The sequence below is a fragment of the Micromonospora sp. 15K316 genome (assembly GCF_004348525.1).
Classification (GTDB): Bacteria; Actinomycetota; Actinomycetes; order Mycobacteriales; family Micromonosporaceae; genus Micromonospora.
Window position 1 is genome coordinate 35659 of sequence record NZ_SMKG01000013.1, and the last position, 15442, is coordinate 51100.

Below are 15442 nucleotides of genomic sequence, written 5' to 3' on the forward strand. Positions count from 1 at the left end.
CCGGACGCGCGGTCCGCGGTGGGACCCACGGGGCGGGCGCGGGCGCTGGGGGTCCGCGCCCGCCCGGTGTGCCGGACCACCCGTCAGCCGTCCGCCCTGATCACCTCGCCATGGGCCTCCGGTTCCGCGTACCGGCCCCGGCCGCGACGTCGGTCGGCCGCTCAGACCGCGGAGGCCGGCTCGCGCGCCTCGGCCAGCAGGTCGAGCAGGAGCGCGGCGGTCCAGCCGAACGCCGGCGAACCCAGCCCCGCCCCCGTGTCCGGATGGAAGTACTCGTGGCAGCCGGCGGTCGCCACCAGCTCCGCCATGGAGCGCCCCAGCCCCTCGGCCAGGTCGGCCCGGCCGTGGCCGAGCAGACCACGGCGGACCAGCCAGTTGATGTTCATCCAGCTCGGACCGCGCCAGTAACGCAGCGGCTCGAAGTCCGGCGCGGTCCGGTCGTGGCTGGGCAGCGGTCGCGCCATCCGCCGCGCCACCCCGAAGCGGGCCGAGCACGCCTCGGCGATGACCGTCTGGGCCTGCCGTGCCGGCAGGTCGGGCAGGATCAGCGGCGCCAGGCCGAGCACCGTCCGCGCCGCTAACAGCCGCCCGGTCCGCAGGTCCCGAGGCTGGAACGTCCCGGTCGCCGGGTCGTACAGCCGGCGCACGAGGGCCTCGGTGATCCGGGCCGCGCGCTCCCGGTGCGGGCCCGGGTCGGCGCCGGCCAGCGGCGCGATCCGGGCCAGCGCGTGCTCGGCCGCCCCGGCCGCCGCGTTGAACAGCGGGCACTCCACCAGGAACGGATGCCGGTCCGCCAGGCCCTCGTCCCGGTAGCCGCCGTCGCGGTAGGAGGCGACGATCGCCACGTACCGCGCGTAGTCCAGGTCCGTGGGGCGGTGCGCGGCGGGCGCGTGCGCGGTGTCGTGCCGGTGGTACGCCCGCATCACGGCCGCGTCGGCCGGTACCGCCGCCATCGGGGCGTCCCAGGCGGGGCTGTTGTCCAGACCGGACTCCCACGGGTGCACCACGCAGGCCAGCCCGGCGCCGCCCACGTCCCGGCGGGTGGCGAGGTAGCGCTGCTGCGCCACCAGCCGGGGATAGAGCCGGCGCAGTGCCGCGCGGCTCGCGTCCGAGGGGGCCCGCCGGTACGCGAGCCAGGCCGCGAGGGCGTGCACAGGAGGCTGGACCAGCCCGGAGGTGGCGGTGACCGGCGCGCTCTCGACCCGGCCCGATGCCCAGAACTCGGGCCCGGGGAAGTACGCCCCGACCGGCAGCCGCGGGTTGAACACGATGTGCGGCACCCGTCCGTCGGCCCACTGGGCGCGGAACAGGCTCTCCAGCTCCCGCCAGGCGCGCTCGGGACGGAGGTGGGCCCACCCGATCGCGATGAACGCCGAGTCCCAGCTCCACTGGTGCGGGTAGAGGGTGCGCGAGGGCACCGTGTGGTCGTGTTCCCAGTTCGCCCCCAGGGTCGCCACGGCGAGCCTGCGCAGCCGCTCGGCCTCCGCGTGCGGCCCGTCGACGGCGCCGGTCTCCCCGGTCGACCCGCCACGAGTGGGCCGACCCGGTGCCGCGTCGAGTGCGTCATCGGGCCGGACGCCGCCGGCGCTCACGCCGCCGCCCGGCGCGGCTCGGCGTGCCGCAGCACCGTCGCGGCCTGCTGCAACGCCCGCACGGGATCGCCGCGGAGCCGGCACTCCAGGGCGAGCCAGCCCCGGTAGTCGAGTTCGAGCAGGGTACGGACCAGCGCCGGCCAGTCGAGGTGACCCGATCCCGGCTGGTAGCGGTTGGAGTCGCTGACCTGGACGTGCCCGAGGTACGGAGCGGCGGCGCGCAGCGCCCGGTGCACGTCGTCCTCCTCGATGTTCATGTGGAAGGTGTCGGCGACCACCCGCACCGAGGGCAGCCCGACGGCCGCGCAGAGCGCCACCGCCTCGTCGAGCCGGTTGACCATGTGGTCCTCGTACCGGTTCAGCGGTTCGAGGAAGAGCACCACCCCCTCGCGGCGGGCGTGCTCGCCGAGGTCGCCGAGCGCGTCCACGAGCACCTGCCGGTCACCGGCCGGCGACCGGGGCGGCTCGAACGGCGGCAGCCGTCGGGAGAACATCCCCCAGGAGGCGGGGGTCATCACACCGACGCCGCCCAGCTCGGCGACGACCGAGAGCTGCGAGCGCAGGTTGCGTACGGCGTCGGCGGAGCGTGCCGGGTCGAAGTCGCCGATGAAGTGGTCCATCTCGACGCAGACGGTCGGCATCACCACGCCGGCGGCACGGGCCCGGCGTAGTTCGGGCAGCCGGCGGGCGAACGCCAGCTCACCGCGGCCGCGCAGCTCGATCCCGTGGTAGCCGAGCGCGGTCGCCAGCGCGTACTTCTGGATCAGGTCGGTGCCCGGCAGCAGCTGCTCCTGGCAGGCGATGGGGATGGTCATGGGAACCTCAACACGACTTGGAGGACGTCACCGTCACCGTGGTCGAGCAACGCCAGCGCATCAGCCACCGCGCCGGCGTCGACGACGTGACTCACCAGTGGCAGCGGGTCCACGTCGCCCTCGGTCACCAGCTCCATGAAGGTCTGGGCGACCCGGGCCCCGGTCCACCGGCCGGCCATGCCGGGCGCCGGGGTGGGCCCGGAGACCTGGGCCGCCACCAGCTGGATCCGGTTGTGGTGGAACTCCTCGCCGAGGCCGAGGCCGTCGGCCTGCCCCTGGTAGAAGCCGGCGGCCACGACGCGGCCGGCGTGGGTGGTGGCCCGGATCGCCTCGTGCAGCGCCGGGTAGGCCCCGGCCAGTTCGAGGCAGACGTCGGCGCCCCGGCCACCGGTGGCGCCGCGGAGCACGGCCGCGGCCGATTCGACGCCCGCGTCGACGGTCGCCCGGGCCCCGTAGCGACCGGCGTGGACGAGCCGGTTGGCGACCCGGTCCACGGCCACGACGCGGGCCCCGGAGAGCACCGCGAGGCGGGTGGCGAGCAGCCCGATGACGCCCTGGCCGAAGACGCCGACCCAGTCCCCGAGGTGCAGGTCGCCGGCGAGTACGGCGGTGAGCGCGATGGCGCCGGGGCGGGCGAAGACGCCGGCCAGCGGGTCGAGCCCGGGCGCCAGGGGCTGGACCGCGTCAGCGGCGAGCACCGCCTCGGCCCGGTGGCCCCAGATGCCCCAGACGAGCTGTCCCGGGTGCCGGTCGGTCACCTCGGGGGCGACCTCGACGATCTCGCCGACCTCTTCGTAGCCGAAGCCGACGAGCGGGTAGGGCACCGGGGTCTGGCGCGGTACGAACATCCGGGAGATGTCGTCCCAGTCCTTGCTGAGCCGGGGGTTGCTGCCCCGATAGAGGGTGAGCTCGGTGCCGGCGGAGATGCCGGAGTAGCGGGTGCGGACGCGGACCTGGCCCGGACCGAGTGGGTCCACGGGGCAGGGCTCCAGGCTGATCCGTCGGGGCCCGGCGAGAGAGACAACCCAATTGACCATGAGTCACATCCCGGTAGCGCCGGGTTCCATCGTAGAACAAAAAATCGGCATATGTCTTGTAATTGATCAATCGAAGGCGTTGAATCCCTCATGTACCCTTCGAGAGGAGTGCCGTCGATGTCATTCACTCCGATGCGGACGCTCGCCGCCACCCTGATCATGGCACTGGCCGGGACCACCCTGCTGGCCTGCGGCGACGACGAGCCCGAGAGCAACGACAAGAAGATCACCGTGTGGAGCCTGGAGGACGTCGCCGACCGGGTGACCGCCACCAGGGCGATCATCGCCGACTTCACCGCGGCGACCGGGATCCAGGTCGAGCTGGTCACCGTCAACGAGGACCAGTTCCCGGCCCTCATCGCCTCCAGCGCCGCCGCCGGAGAGCTGCCCGACGTGGTCGGTTCCGTCTCGCTGGCCGGCATCCGCACCCTCGCCGGCAACGAGCTACTGCACCCCGACGCCAACGGCGAGATCGTCGAGACGCTCGGCCGGCAGACGTTCTCCCCCCGAGCCCTGGAGCTGACCGCCGAGGAGGGCCGCCAACTCGCCGTTCCCAGCGACGGTTGGGGCCAGCTGCTCGTCTACCGCAAGGACCTCTTCGACGCGGCCGGGCTTCCCGCGCCCGACACCTACGAGCGGATCGCCGCCGCCGCGGCCCGGCTGAACACCGGCGGGATCGCCGGCATCACGGCGGCGACCGCACCCGGCGACGTCTTCACCCAGCAGACGTTCGAACACCTCGCGCTCGCCAACGGCTGCCAACTCACCGACGACTCCGGCGCGGTGACGCTCGACTCGCCGCAGTGCGTCGAGGCGTTCCGCTTCTACGGCGACCTGATGCGCGACCACTCGGTCAAGGGCGCGCAGGACGTGGACACCACCCGGGCCACCTACTTCGCCGGCAGGGCGGCCATGGTGATCTGGTCGCCGTTCATCCTCGACGAGCTGGCCGGGCTCCGCAACGACGCCAAGCCGACCTGCCCGCAGTGCGCGGCCGACCCCGCCTTCCTGGCGAAGAACAGCGGCTTCGTCACCGCCATCAAGGGCCCGAACGGCGCCGCGCCGGCCCAGTACGGCGAGATCAGCTCGTGGGCGGTGCTCGACGGCGCCGCCGCCACCCCGGCGAAGACCTTCATCGAGCACCTGCTCGACGACGCCTACCCACGCTGGTTCGGCATGTCCCCCGAGGGCCGGTTCCCCGCCCGCAAGGGCACCGCGGAGCAGCCGGAGAAGTTCCTCACCGCTTGGAACGGCAGCCCGGCCGGGGTGGACGCCAAGAAGCCGCTCGCCGAGGTGTACGGCGATCCGGTCCTCGACGACCTGCGAACCAGCCCCGACACCTTCCAACGCTGGGGGCTCACCCAGGGGCAGGGGAAACTCGTCGGCGCGATCCTCGGTGAGCTGCCGGTACCGAAGGCCCTGAGCGACGTCATCGCCGGCAAGTCCGACGCCGCGGCCGCCGTCGGCCGCGCGAAGAAGGACGTGGAGGCGATCAAGGCGGGCGTCAATTGACCACCACCGCGCCGGGCACCGGCCGCTCCCCCGTCCGGGAGCGGCCACCCGGCCGGCCGCGCCGCAGACCGTTGACCCTGCGCAGGCGCGAGTCCCGGGCCGGGCTCGCGCTGGTCGCGCCGACCCTGCTCGTCGTCGTCGCCGTGATCGGCATCCCGATCGTCTGGACGGTGGTGCTCGCCTTCCAGCGGGTCCGGCTCGCCACGCTGCGCCGCACCGGGCTCTTCGGCGAGTTCACCCTGGACAACATCGACCGGGTGCTGCACACCCCCGGCTTCACCGACACCCTGGTCACCACACTGGTCTACAGCGTCGGCAGCACGGCCGGGTCGATCGTGCTCGGACTGGTGGCGGCGCTGGTCGTCCGCCGCCCGTTCCGGGGCCGCACCCTGGTCCGGGCGTCGATGCTGCTGCCGTACGTGGCGCCGGTGGTCGCCATGACCTTCGTCTGGCAGGTGATGCTCGACCCGCAACTCGGGATCGTCAACCACTGGGGTCAGCGGCTGCTCGGCTGGGACGCCCCCGTGCCGTTCCTGTCCCAGCAGTCCACCGCGCTCGCCACCGTGATCGCCTTCGAGACGTGGCGCTACTTCCCGTTCGCGTTCCTCTTCCTGCTGGCCCGCCTCCAGGCGGTGCCGGGCGACCTGGAGGAGGCCGCCCGGGTCGACGGCGCCACCCCCACGCAGCGGTTCCGGCACATCCTGCTTCCACAGCTGATGCCGGTGATCGCGCTGCTCGGCGTGCTGCGGTTCATCATGACGTTCAACAAGTTCGACGACGTCTACCTGCTGACCGGGGGCGCGGCCGGCACCGAGGTCGTCAGCGTCCGGGTCTACGAGTTCCTCACGGCGCGTACCGACATCGGCGCGGCGGCGGCGCAGGCGGTCGTCCTGGCCGTGGTACTCGTCGTGTTCGTCCTGATCTACCTGCGCTTCTTCGGCCGGAGGGTGGAGTGATGGACCGCGACCGGGTCGAGACGGTGGGGCTGCGCTGGCTGCGGCGGCTGGTGATCGCCGCGTTCCTGCTGGTCACCGCCTTCCCCTTCTACTACATGCTGGTGCTCTCGGTACGCCCCATCGAGCGGCTGCTGCTCGACCCGGGCGCGCTGGCGGTCGGCCTCGGCGAGCTGACCGTGAGCACCTACGCCGAGGTGCTCAAGGCCAGCGAGGACGGCGGACAGGGTTTCCTCGCCTTCATCGGCAACAGCGGTCTCGTCGCCGTCGCCGCGACCCTGCTCACGTTGATCGTGGCGATCCCCGGCGCGTACGCGGTGTCCCGGCTGCGCTTCTTCGGCCGCCGTCAGGTCGACTTCCTCTTCCTGGCGGTCTACCTCTTCCCCTCCATCGTGATCGCCATCCCGCTCTTCGTGGTCTTCACCCGGGCGGGACTGCGCGGCTCCCTGCTCGGGCTGGTCCTGGTCTACATCTCGCAGACCCTGCCGGTCTCGGTCTACATGCTCAAGAACTACTTCGAGACCATCCCGGTCAGCCTGGAGGAGTCCGCCGCGATCGACGGCGCGGGCCGGATCGGCATCATCCGCCGGATCAGCCTCCCCCTCGCCGCCCCGTCGATCATGGCGGTCGCCCTCTACGACTTCATGATCGCCTGGAACGAGTTCCTCTTCGCGCTGCTCTTCCTCGTCGACAAGCCGCACCGCTGGACGGTGTCGCTGGGGCTCGCGCAGCTCGCCGACGGCGTGGAGGTGCCGAAGACGGTGCTGATGGCCGGCTCGGTGGTCCTCACCCTCCCGATCGTGCTGCTCTTCTTCGCCAGCGAACGCCTCCTCACCGAGGGTCTCACCAGCGGCGCCGAGAAGGGCTGACCCACTGGCGCTCCCCCGGAAACAGCGCCGTTCCGCGCGGGTGGGCCACTCTTTCCGGGGGAGAGAGCCCGGAGCCCGCGAGGGGCCGGTAACCGGCCTGACTACGGTGGGGGCATGCGAAACCCGACCCGCTGGGAGACCGACACCGGCCCCGAGCACTCGCAGTGGTACATCGACCGGTTCCGCCGGCTCGCGGCCGAGGGGGCGGACCTCACCGGCGAGGCTCGGCTGGTCGACGCGCTGGTGACGCCCGGGTCGCGGATCCTCGACGCCGGCTCGGGCACCGGCCGGGTGGGCGCCGCGCTGGCCGCCAGAGGTCACACAGTGGTCGGGGTCGACGCCGATCCGGCGCTGGTCGAGGCCGCCCGCGCCGATCATCCCGGGCCGCGCTGGCTCGTCGGTGACCTGGCCGAGCTGGACCTGCCCGCGCACGGCGAGGCCGAGCCGTTCGACGCGGCGGTGCTGGTCGGGAACGTGCTGACCTTCGTCGCGCCGGGCACGGAGCAGGAGGTGCTGCGCCGGGTCGCCGGGCACCTGCGCCCGGACGGCGTGCTGGCGGTCGGTTTCGGCACCGGCCGCGGCTATCCGCTGCCCGACTTCGACGCGGACGCGGTCGCCGCCGGCCTGCGCCTGGAGCATCGCTTCGCGACCTTTGACCTGCGCCCCTGGCGGGACGACGCGGACTTCGCCGTCACCCTGCTGCGCCGCCCCGCCGACTGAGCGGGCCCCGCCCGATCGAGCCGAGCGGCAGCCAGCGCGAGCCGGAGCGGACGTTCGCCACGCTGCGCGGGCCCCCGCCGACCGAACCCGGCGAAGCCCGACAACTGGGCCGGGCCGCTCCGCGCCGGCCGGTCAGCCCGGCGTGGCGGCGGCCCGCGCCACCGCCGGGTCGAGCGTGGCGCCGGCCGGCACCAGGCTCACCAGGCCAGCCGGCAGCCGGGCGGGACGCACGTCGCGGTAGCCGAGCACGGCCAGCACCCCACGATCGGCCACCACATGCCGCCGGCCGAGGTCGGTGACGACCGAGAGCGACCCGCCGGAGGCGCCGGGCGCCGCCACCGCCTCGACGACGGCGCCCCGGCCCGGCTCCACCACGACCTGGTCGACGCGCGCTCCGCCGCCCGTCCCGCCGGGTCGGGGTGCGGCGGCCGGCTCCGGCAGCCGCGCCCCGACCCGGATCTCCGCCCCCGCCTCGTCGCCCACCCGAGCACAGAGCCCGCCGCCGTCGACGGCCGCCAGCCGTGGCGGCGTCGCCGGCGGGGCGGCCGGGCCCGACGGGGTCAGGTCGGCAACCTCGGGCAGCGCGGCGAACCGACCGAGGGTCATCGGCTCGGGCGCGCGCTGGCCGGTGCGCGCCAGGAGCAGGCTCGCCTGCAGTTCGGTGATCCCGGCCAACCCGTCCCGGACGGCGACCGCGAACTGCCTGCCGCCACCGGAGTTGCGTACCAGGTAGACGTCGCCGACCTCCGCGCCCGGCACCCGGACGGATCTCCGGCCCAGGTCGGGCAGCTCGGGCGGCGCGAGATCGGCCCCGGCCGGGAGTGTGTTGAGCAGCGCCGGAGCCACCGGGACGGCCCGCGCCCGGGTGGTGGCCAACGCGGCGAGCACCCGGGCGGTGTCGCGGATCAGGTAGCGGCGCTCACGCCACACCAGGTGCAGCCCGCCGTCGGGATCGCGCAGCAGCAGCGCCTCGTCGCCGAGCCGCCGGCCGCCGCCCGCGTCCCCGCCGATCAGCAGCACCGAACGCGGGACGGCAGGGTCGGCGCTGCCGGGCGCGCCCGAGCAGACCGTCCAGGGGGCGTTCGACAGCCGGGCCGGGGCGGGCAGCGAGTCCGGGGCGTCGGCGATGCCCAGCGGCAGGCCACGCGGCACCCCCTCGATGGACCGGCGGGACACCAGCACCGTCCTGGGCCGCTCGGCGCCGACGATCAGCAGCGCCGAGGCGTAGTTCAGCACGGGATGCAGCCTCTCCTCCCGGTAGACGTACCGGGCGCCGGACTCCTTCTCCACGATCACCGCGCCGCTGTCCCGCCAGTCGCGGCCACCACCGGCGAAGAGCCCGTAGAGCGCGAAGCCTCCCAGCCCGATCGCGGCGACCAGCACGCCGGCCAGCGCGGCGCCGGCGAGCCGCCGCAACGGCGACTGCGCCGGGTCGGTGTCCCGCATGACCAGCGCGGCGACCGCCCGCTGGACGGTGAACTGGTACGAGTGCAGCTGGTCCTGCCGCGACGGCATGACATCCTCTCCGATGCTCGATCGGGGCACAGGATATGCGCTGCGTCGATCCTTCGTGGACCCTCGGTAGCCGCGGGTGGCCGCTCCGGTCCCGGCGTCGCGGCGTGCCGTACCGTCACCGCCGTGAATCCCCCGGACGGTGGACGCCCGTGGCAGCGGCCCGACCGCGCTGACCCGGTGATCCCCGGGCCGCCGCACGGCGCCGCGGTGCTGGCCCTGCTCTGCGCGGTCGTCGCCCCGCCGGCCTGGCTGGCGGTGGCCGGCGGGGTCGCGGCGCTGGACGACCCGGAGGCACCGCGGGTCGCCGGTTACCTCTGGGTGGCCACCGTGGCGGCGTTCGCGTCGCTGGCCACCGGCGCCCTGCTGGTCGTGCTGCGGCGGCAGGCGCCGCTGCGTCGCCCGGTCACCCTCGTCGCGGTCGCGGTGGCGGCCGTGGTGCTGACGTGCGCGCTCGGCCTGGGCTGACCTCGGCGACGGGTAGCATCCGGCACGGAACCGACGAGATGAGGACCGGGTGGGCGCACGCTTCGAGGAACTGGCCTGGCGGGAGACGCCGATCGGCCTGATCAGCCTGCGCCGGCGCCGCGACCCGGCGCTTCAGGCCGAGGTGTACGAGGTCAAGCTCGACGACGAGTTCCTCATGTCCAGCCTCTTCCCGGTCGCGGAGATCGAGCTGGCCCGCCTCGGGCTGGCCCCGCTGGCCGACACCGAACTGGACGTGGTCGTCGGTGGTCTCGGTCTCGGCTACACCGCGCGCACCGCGCTCGCCGACGACCGGGTGCGGTCGCTGCACGTGATCGAGGCGATCGAGGACGTCATCGACTGGCACCGGCGCGGGCTGCTGCCGTTCGCCGCCGGTCTGGCCGACGACCCGCGGACCCGCCTCGTCCGGGCCGACTTCTTCGCCGCCGTCGACGGCGACGGGTTCGACCCCGACCGTCCCGCGCGCCGCTTCCACGCGGTACTGCTCGACATCGACCACTCGCCACGGCACGTGCTGCACCCGCGGAACGCGGCGTTCTACACGCCGGCCGGGCTGCGTCGGCTCGCCGGTCACCTGCACCCGGGCGGGGTGTTCGCGCTCTGGTCGGACGATCCGCCCGACCCGACGTTCGGGCAGGCCCTCGCCGAGGTCTTCGCCACCGCGCGGGCGCACGTCGTGCCGTTCGCCAACCCGCTGACCGGGGGCGAGTCGGCGAACACGGTCTACGTGGCCCGCCGCGCCGACTGACCGGCGAAGGACCCGGAGGCCGAGCACCCCGGCGGGGCGTGCTCAGAACCAGGCGTCACGCATCTCCAGGGTGGTCCGGTCCAGGCTGGCCAGCAGGTCGAACTGTGGGCCGGTGCGGGGCAACTCGTACCGGTAGAACCAGCGCGCGGCGTGCCGCTTGCCGGCGTACAGGTCCGCGTCCGGTGCGGCGACGCCGGCCGTCTCGACGACCAGCAGCTGCTCCAGCCACATCCAGGCGATCACCACGTGGCCGGCCGCCTCCAGGTAGACGCTGGCGTTGGCGAGCGCGAGCTGCGGGTCACCGGCGCTCCACAACCGGCGGGTGACGTCGGTGAGCCGCCGCACCGCGGTGGCGAGCCGCTCAGCCGGCTCGGCGCACTCCCCACCGGCCTTGCCGGCCCGCTCGACGGTCGCGCCGATCGTCTCGACAAGCGTGGCCAGCCCCGCCCCGTCGCGCATGGTGACCTTACGGCCCAGCAGGTCCAGCGCCTGGATGCCGTGGGTGCCCTCGTGGATCGGGTTGAGCCGGTTGTCCCGCCAGTGCTGTTCGACGTCGTGGTCGCGGGTGTAGCCGGCCCCGCCGTGCACCTGGATGGCGAGGTCGTTGGCGGCGAGGCACCACTGCGCCGGCCAGCTCTTCACGATCGGGGTGAGTACGTCGAGCAGCAGGTGGGCGCGGGCGCGGTCGGCCGGCTCGGCGGCGCTCTTCGCCTCGTCGAGCAGCCGCCCGCAGTAGAGCACCAGCGCCAGCGCGCCCTCCACGTAGCTCTTCTGCGCGAGGAGCATCCGCTTCACGTCGGGGTGGGCGACGATCGGCACCTGCGGTGTCGCCGGGTCCTTGGCGGCCGGCGGTCGTCCCTGCGGCCGCTGACGGGCGTACTCCAGGGACTTCAGGTAACCGGTGTAGCCGAGCGCGGTCGCGCCGGCGCCCACCCCGATGCGCGCTTCGTTCATCATGTGGAACATCTGCGCCAGCCCCTGGTGCGGCTCACCCACCAGGTAGCCGACCGCGCCAGCCCGGCCGGCCGGGCGGTGCGCGCCGTCGCCGAAGCCGAGCAGGGCGTTGGTCGTCCCCCGGTAGCCCATCTTGTGGTTCAGGCCGACCAGCACGACGTCGTTGCGGTCGCCGGGTGCGCCGTCCGGGCCGAGGAGCAGCTTCGGCACGATGAACAGCGAGATGCCCTTCACTCCCGGCGGAGCCCCGGGCAGCCGGGCCAGCACCAGGTGAACGATGTTCTCGCCCAGCTCGTGCTCCCCGCCGGAGATCCACATCTTGGTGCCGTACAGCCGGTAGGCGCCGTCGGCCTGCGGCTCGGCCCGGGTGGTGATGTCCGCCAGTGAGCTGCCGGCGTGCGGCTCGGAGAGGCACATGGTGCCGTGGAACCGCCCCTCGATCATCGGGCGCGCCCAGGTGTCGATCTGCTCCGGGCTGCCGTGGGCGAGCAGCAGGTTGACGTTGCCGAGAGTGAGCATCGGGTACGCCGAGGTGGCGACGTTCGCGGCCTGGCACCAGGCGAAGCAGGCGGCGGCCACGACGTGCGGTAGCTGCAGGCCGCCGACCGCCTCGTCCAGCGTGGACGCCAGCAGCCCGGTCTCCGCGAAGACGTCCAGCGCGGCCTTGACCTCCGGGATCAGGTGTACCCGTCGACCGTCGAAGGTGGGCTCGTCGAGGTCGGCCGCCCGGTTGTGCGGGGCGAAGTGCTCGGTGGCCACCCGCTCCGCCAGTTCGAGCACCGCGTCGAAGGTCTCCCGGGTGTGCTCCGCGTAGCGGGGACGCTCGGTCAGCCGGGTCACCTCCAGCCAGTCGTGGAGCAGGAACCGCAGGTCACGTCGGGACAGCAGGGTGGACGACACGGATCTCCTCTCACCGTCCGCCCCCCGACGAGACGGGTCGCCGGGGGCGGCTGCGCGGCGCTTCGCGTCCCGTCATCCTGTCCGATCGGCGCGCCGGGCGCACCACCGCGTCGGCGGAGCACCGCCGCACGTCCGCACCGCGGTGAGCCCGGCACCTGCGCGTCGCTCGGCACGGAGGCGCCGGGCGCACCACGATGGTTCTCACGTACGACGGGCGGTCAGCGCCGGCGCAGCTCCTCCACCAGGGTCGTACGCAGCTCGGCGGTTCCCGCGCCGGTCAGCGCGGAGACCGGCACGGCCTGCGGGTGGGCCCGGCACAGGCAGTCCACCCACTCCGGCGGCGCGACATCGATCTTGTTGAGGACGAGCAGCTCCGGTACGTCGCCCGCGCCGATCTCGTGCAGCACCCCGTGCACGGTGGTGATCTGGTCCAGCGCGTCGGGCGCGGACGCGTCGACCACGTGCAGCGCCAGATCGCTGCCGCTGACCTCCTCCAACGTCGACCGGAACGCATCCACGAGCTGGTGCGGCAGATGCCGTACGAACCCGACCGTGTCGGTGACGGTGAAGGTCAGGCCGCCCGCGTTCAGCCGACGTACCGTCGGGTCCAGGGTTGCGAAGAGCACGTCCTGCACCTGAGCGTCCGCGCCGGTCAGCCGGTTGAGCAGGGCCGACTTGCCGGCGTTCGTGTACCCGGTGATCGACACCGACGGCACCTGGTTGCGGGCCCGGCGGTTGCGTGTCCGCTCCCGCCGCCGCGCCAGTTCCGCGGCGTTGCGGCGTAGCCGGGTCGCGCGCTGCCGCAACCGCCGGCGCTGCGTCTCCAGCCGCATCTCACCCGGACCACGCACACCCATGCCGGCGCCACCCGCGGTCCGGCCACCGCCGACCCGGGACAACGAGCGCCCGTCGCCACGCAGCCGGGGCAGCTGGTAGGCGATCTGCGCCAGTTCGACCTGCAACCGGCCCTCGCCGGTGCGGGCGTGCTCGGCGAATATGTCGAGGATCAGCGCGCTCCGGTCGACCACCCGCACCCCGACCCGTTCCTCCAGGTTACGGATCTGGCCGGGGGACAACTCCCCGTCCGCGATGACCACATCGGCGCCCGTACGTTCGGCCAGCGCGGCCAGCTCGTCCACCTTTCCCGATCCGAGAAACGTCGCCGGGTCCGGCCGGGTCCGGTTCTGCACCACCGCGTCCGCCACCTCGAGACCGTCGGTGTCGGCCAGCCGCCGCAACTCCTCCAGCGAGGTCGCGGTGCCCGCACCCGTGTCGCCGGCGCCCTCGTCGCGTACCCCGGCCAGCAACGCCGTGGGTCGCCTCCCCGGCACACCCCACCCCTCGCCCAGCAACCACGAACCGGCCATCCGCCACCTCACCTCGTCGCACCGACGCTGCGAGCTACCCGCCTGACGGGCCGCCATGCCGGGGCCCGGTGGTGTGCCGGGGCGCTGAGCGGGTAGAGGGTGGCATGCTGCTCCGCGCGGTACCGCAGGGTCTCCTCGCCGGCCTGGCCGGCGTCGCCGTCATGACCGCCGGGGAGAAGCTGGAGCAGCGGTTGACCGGCCGGCCCGACTCGTACATGCCGGCTCGCACCCTGCAACGTCTGATCGGCCTGCCCGAGCGTCGCCGCGAGCAGTCCCGGACGCTGAACCTCGGGATGCACTACGGGCTCGGCGCGGCGGCCGGAATCGTGCGCGCCGTGATGGCGAACGCCGGCCTGCGGGGCCCGATGGCCTCCGCGATGTTCACGGTGATCCGGCTGACCAGCGACCAGATGCTGGAGAACGGCACCGGCGCGGGAAGTCCTCCGCAGACCTGGCCCCGCCGGGAGCTCGCCGTCGACCTGCTGCACAAGGGCGTGTACGCCTTCGCGACGGGCGCGGTGGCCGACGTGTTCGCCGCCCGCCGCGGGCCCTCCCCGGGGCAGCGGCACGCCGCCGTGCGCCCCGGTCGACACAGCGACGTCGGCCCGCCACCCGGGACCACCTGAGCACGACGCCGGGCCCGATCGGTCGGGCCCGGCGTACACGTCGTGGCTCAGCGGCCGAACGTACGCTCGAAGAGCTCGAACATGGCCGTCCAGTGCCGCTTCTCGGCCGCCTCGTCGTACGCGGCCGTGTCGGACATGGTGAACCCGTGGGTCGCGCCCTCGTACACCTCGGAGCGGTACCGGACACCGGCGGCGTCGAGCGTCCGCTCCAGGGTGGCGATCTGCTCGGCGTTCATCGAGTGGTCGTGGTCGGCGTGGGCGAAGTAGAGCTCACCGGTGACCGAGCCGACCCCCAGGTGGGGGCTGTCGGCGGCGTCGGTGACCACCCGTCCCGCGTGGAAGCTGCCCAGCGCGGCGATCCGGTCCGGGTACGCCTCGATGGCCCGCAGCGCGTTCATGGCGCCCATGCAGTAGCCGACGATGGCGACCGGGCCGTCCGCCACGTCGTCGCGGGCGGCCAGGAAGTCCAGGTAGGCCCCGGTGTCGCGGGTGACCACCTCCGGGGTCAACGCGATCACGTACGGCCCGATCTTGTCGAAGATGGCGTCCCGCTGCGCCGCGTCGCCGAGCATCGAGAGGTCGAACAGTGGTGCCCGGCCGGCCCGGTAGAAGAGGTTCGGCATCAGCACCGCGTACCCGCGGCCGGCGATCCGCTCAGCCATCTCGACCATGCGGGGCCGCAGCCCGAACGCATCCATGAAGACCAGCACGGCCGGGAAGGGGCCCTCCCCGTCCGGAAGTACGAGGTAGGCGTCGGCCACCCCGTCGCTGGTCTTGACGTCGACCGTCGTCGTCCGCACCGCAGCCTCCTCGCGCGCAACAAGTTCCGCCGCAGACGCTACCCCCCGGGTCGTTGCCCCTCGCAACGAATCCCGCTGTTGAGATGCTGACGCGAACGGGGCGAACGGTGGCCCCGGGGGACCGCCCCACGCCCCCGCAATCGGCGACCGGGTGACGTACTGTGGCACGGGTACGCGTCCGGCCGCTCGCACCGCGGCCGGACGCGTACTTCTCACCTTCCCGGCCGGCCGGCGAGACCGGTCACCCTGCCCGACGACGAGGACTCCGAGCGCCCGCAGCCGAGGGGCGTGACGCGCGGTAGCCGGCGAACCCGGCAGGTCGGACGGTCCCGTCCGACGCGGCGGACGAGCCCGAGCAGACGCAGACTAGCTCCCGCCCCGGCAGGGACGGCCCGATCCGGGCGCGAATAGTGACCCTGTTTACATCGATGAACCGTCTCGTCTCGGAGACCGCACGACAAGGCGACCCGGACCGGGCCACCTCCCGCGGGCAGCCGACGCGCCACCGGCGACCGGACGCGCAGGGGCGCGGCCGATAGGCCGCGCCCCTG

14 protein-coding genes are annotated in these 15442 nt (G+C 73.8%); 7 read left to right on the plus strand and 7 right to left on the minus strand.

Annotated elements, in window-relative coordinates; translation table 11 throughout:
• Nucleotides 1-161 precede the first annotated feature (161 nt).
• The 3 genes from E1211_RS05500 to E1211_RS05510 all read right to left on the minus strand — a co-directional run bounded on the left by E1211_RS05500 (nucleotide 162) and on the right by E1211_RS05510 (nucleotide 3384).
• Entirely contained in the window at nucleotides 162-1472 is a 1311-nt protein-coding gene (locus E1211_RS05500; protein WP_132346103.1) for a hypothetical protein, read from the minus strand.
• 116 nt (nucleotides 1473-1588) lie between these two features.
• A complete protein-coding gene (locus tag E1211_RS05505) occupies nucleotides 1589-2407 on the minus strand; it encodes a sugar phosphate isomerase/epimerase family protein (protein ID WP_132346048.1) in 819 nt (272 codons plus the stop codon).
• Complete coding sequence (locus E1211_RS05510; RefSeq protein WP_243709358.1) at nucleotides 2404-3384, minus strand: zinc-binding alcohol dehydrogenase; 981 nt, start codon at nucleotides 3382-3384, stop codon at nucleotides 2404-2406. Before E1211_RS05510 ends, E1211_RS05505 begins: the two co-directional genes overlap by 4 nt.
• Nucleotides 3385-3561: 177 nt before the next feature.
• On the opposite strand from E1211_RS05510, the gene E1211_RS05515 reads away from it, so the two are divergent.
• From E1211_RS05515 to E1211_RS05530, 4 genes are all read left to right on the plus strand, one after another.
• The gene (locus tag E1211_RS05515) at nucleotides 3562-4956 is read left to right on the plus strand and encodes an ABC transporter substrate-binding protein (RefSeq protein ID WP_132346052.1); all 1395 of its coding nucleotides are present in this window, start codon (nucleotides 3562-3564) and stop codon (nucleotides 4954-4956) included.
• On the plus strand, nucleotides 4953-5912 hold the full coding sequence (locus E1211_RS05520) for a carbohydrate ABC transporter permease (RefSeq protein ID WP_132346054.1): 960 nt from the start codon (nucleotides 4953-4955) through the stop codon (nucleotides 5910-5912). Before E1211_RS05515 ends, E1211_RS05520 begins: the two co-directional genes overlap by 4 nt.
• Nucleotides 5912-6778, plus strand: a complete 867-nt coding sequence (locus E1211_RS05525) for a carbohydrate ABC transporter permease (RefSeq protein WP_132346056.1) — start codon at nucleotides 5912-5914, stop codon at nucleotides 6776-6778. Before E1211_RS05520 ends, E1211_RS05525 begins: the two co-directional genes overlap by 1 nt.
• Before the next feature lie 114 nt (nucleotides 6779-6892).
• Entirely contained in the window at nucleotides 6893-7498 is a 606-nt protein-coding gene (locus tag E1211_RS05530) for a bifunctional 2-polyprenyl-6-hydroxyphenol methylase/3-demethylubiquinol 3-O-methyltransferase UbiG (protein ID WP_132346058.1), read from the plus strand.
• A gap of 132 nt (nucleotides 7499-7630) precedes the next feature.
• Here the strand turns inward: E1211_RS05530 and eccB are convergent, their stop codons facing one another.
• The gene (gene eccB, locus E1211_RS05535) at nucleotides 7631-9013 is read right to left on the minus strand and encodes a type VII secretion protein EccB (protein ID WP_132346060.1); all 1383 of its coding nucleotides are present in this window, start codon (nucleotides 9011-9013) and stop codon (nucleotides 7631-7633) included.
• Nucleotides 9014-9136: 123 nt separating this feature from the next.
• Between eccB and E1211_RS32345 the strand changes: the two genes are divergently transcribed.
• Together E1211_RS32345 and E1211_RS05545 are read left to right on the plus strand one after the other, a co-directional pair.
• On the plus strand, nucleotides 9137-9478 hold the full coding sequence (locus tag E1211_RS32345) for a hypothetical protein (RefSeq protein ID WP_165947178.1): 342 nt from the start codon (nucleotides 9137-9139) through the stop codon (nucleotides 9476-9478).
• 49 nt (nucleotides 9479-9527) lie between these two features.
• Nucleotides 9528-10244 (plus strand): spermidine synthase, encoded by a 717-nt coding sequence (locus E1211_RS05545; protein WP_132346062.1) that lies wholly within the window; start codon nucleotides 9528-9530, stop codon nucleotides 10242-10244.
• Nucleotides 10245-10286: 42 nt separating this feature from the next.
• Here E1211_RS05545 and E1211_RS05550 read toward each other — a convergent pair whose 3' ends face one another.
• Together E1211_RS05550 and hflX are read right to left on the minus strand one after the other, a co-directional pair.
• The gene (locus tag E1211_RS05550) at nucleotides 10287-12098 is read right to left on the minus strand and encodes an acyl-CoA dehydrogenase (RefSeq protein WP_132346064.1); all 1812 of its coding nucleotides are present in this window, start codon (nucleotides 12096-12098) and stop codon (nucleotides 10287-10289) included.
• Nucleotides 12099-12316: 218 nt separating this feature from the next.
• The gene (gene hflX, locus E1211_RS05555) at nucleotides 12317-13465 is read right to left on the minus strand and encodes a GTPase HflX (protein ID WP_132346066.1); all 1149 of its coding nucleotides are present in this window, start codon (nucleotides 13463-13465) and stop codon (nucleotides 12317-12319) included.
• Nucleotides 13466-13569: 104 nt separating this feature from the next.
• Between hflX and E1211_RS05560 the strand changes: the two genes are divergently transcribed.
• Nucleotides 13570-14091: a hypothetical protein gene (locus tag E1211_RS05560; RefSeq protein WP_132346068.1), complete on the plus strand. Its 522-nt coding sequence runs from the start codon at nucleotides 13570-13572 to the stop codon at nucleotides 14089-14091.
• 47 nt (nucleotides 14092-14138) lie between these two features.
• On the opposite strand, the gene E1211_RS05565 is transcribed toward E1211_RS05560, so the two are convergent.
• A complete protein-coding gene (locus E1211_RS05565) occupies nucleotides 14139-14891 on the minus strand; it encodes a dienelactone hydrolase family protein (protein WP_132346070.1) in 753 nt (250 codons plus the stop codon).
• Nucleotides 14892-15442 lie beyond the last annotated feature (551 nt).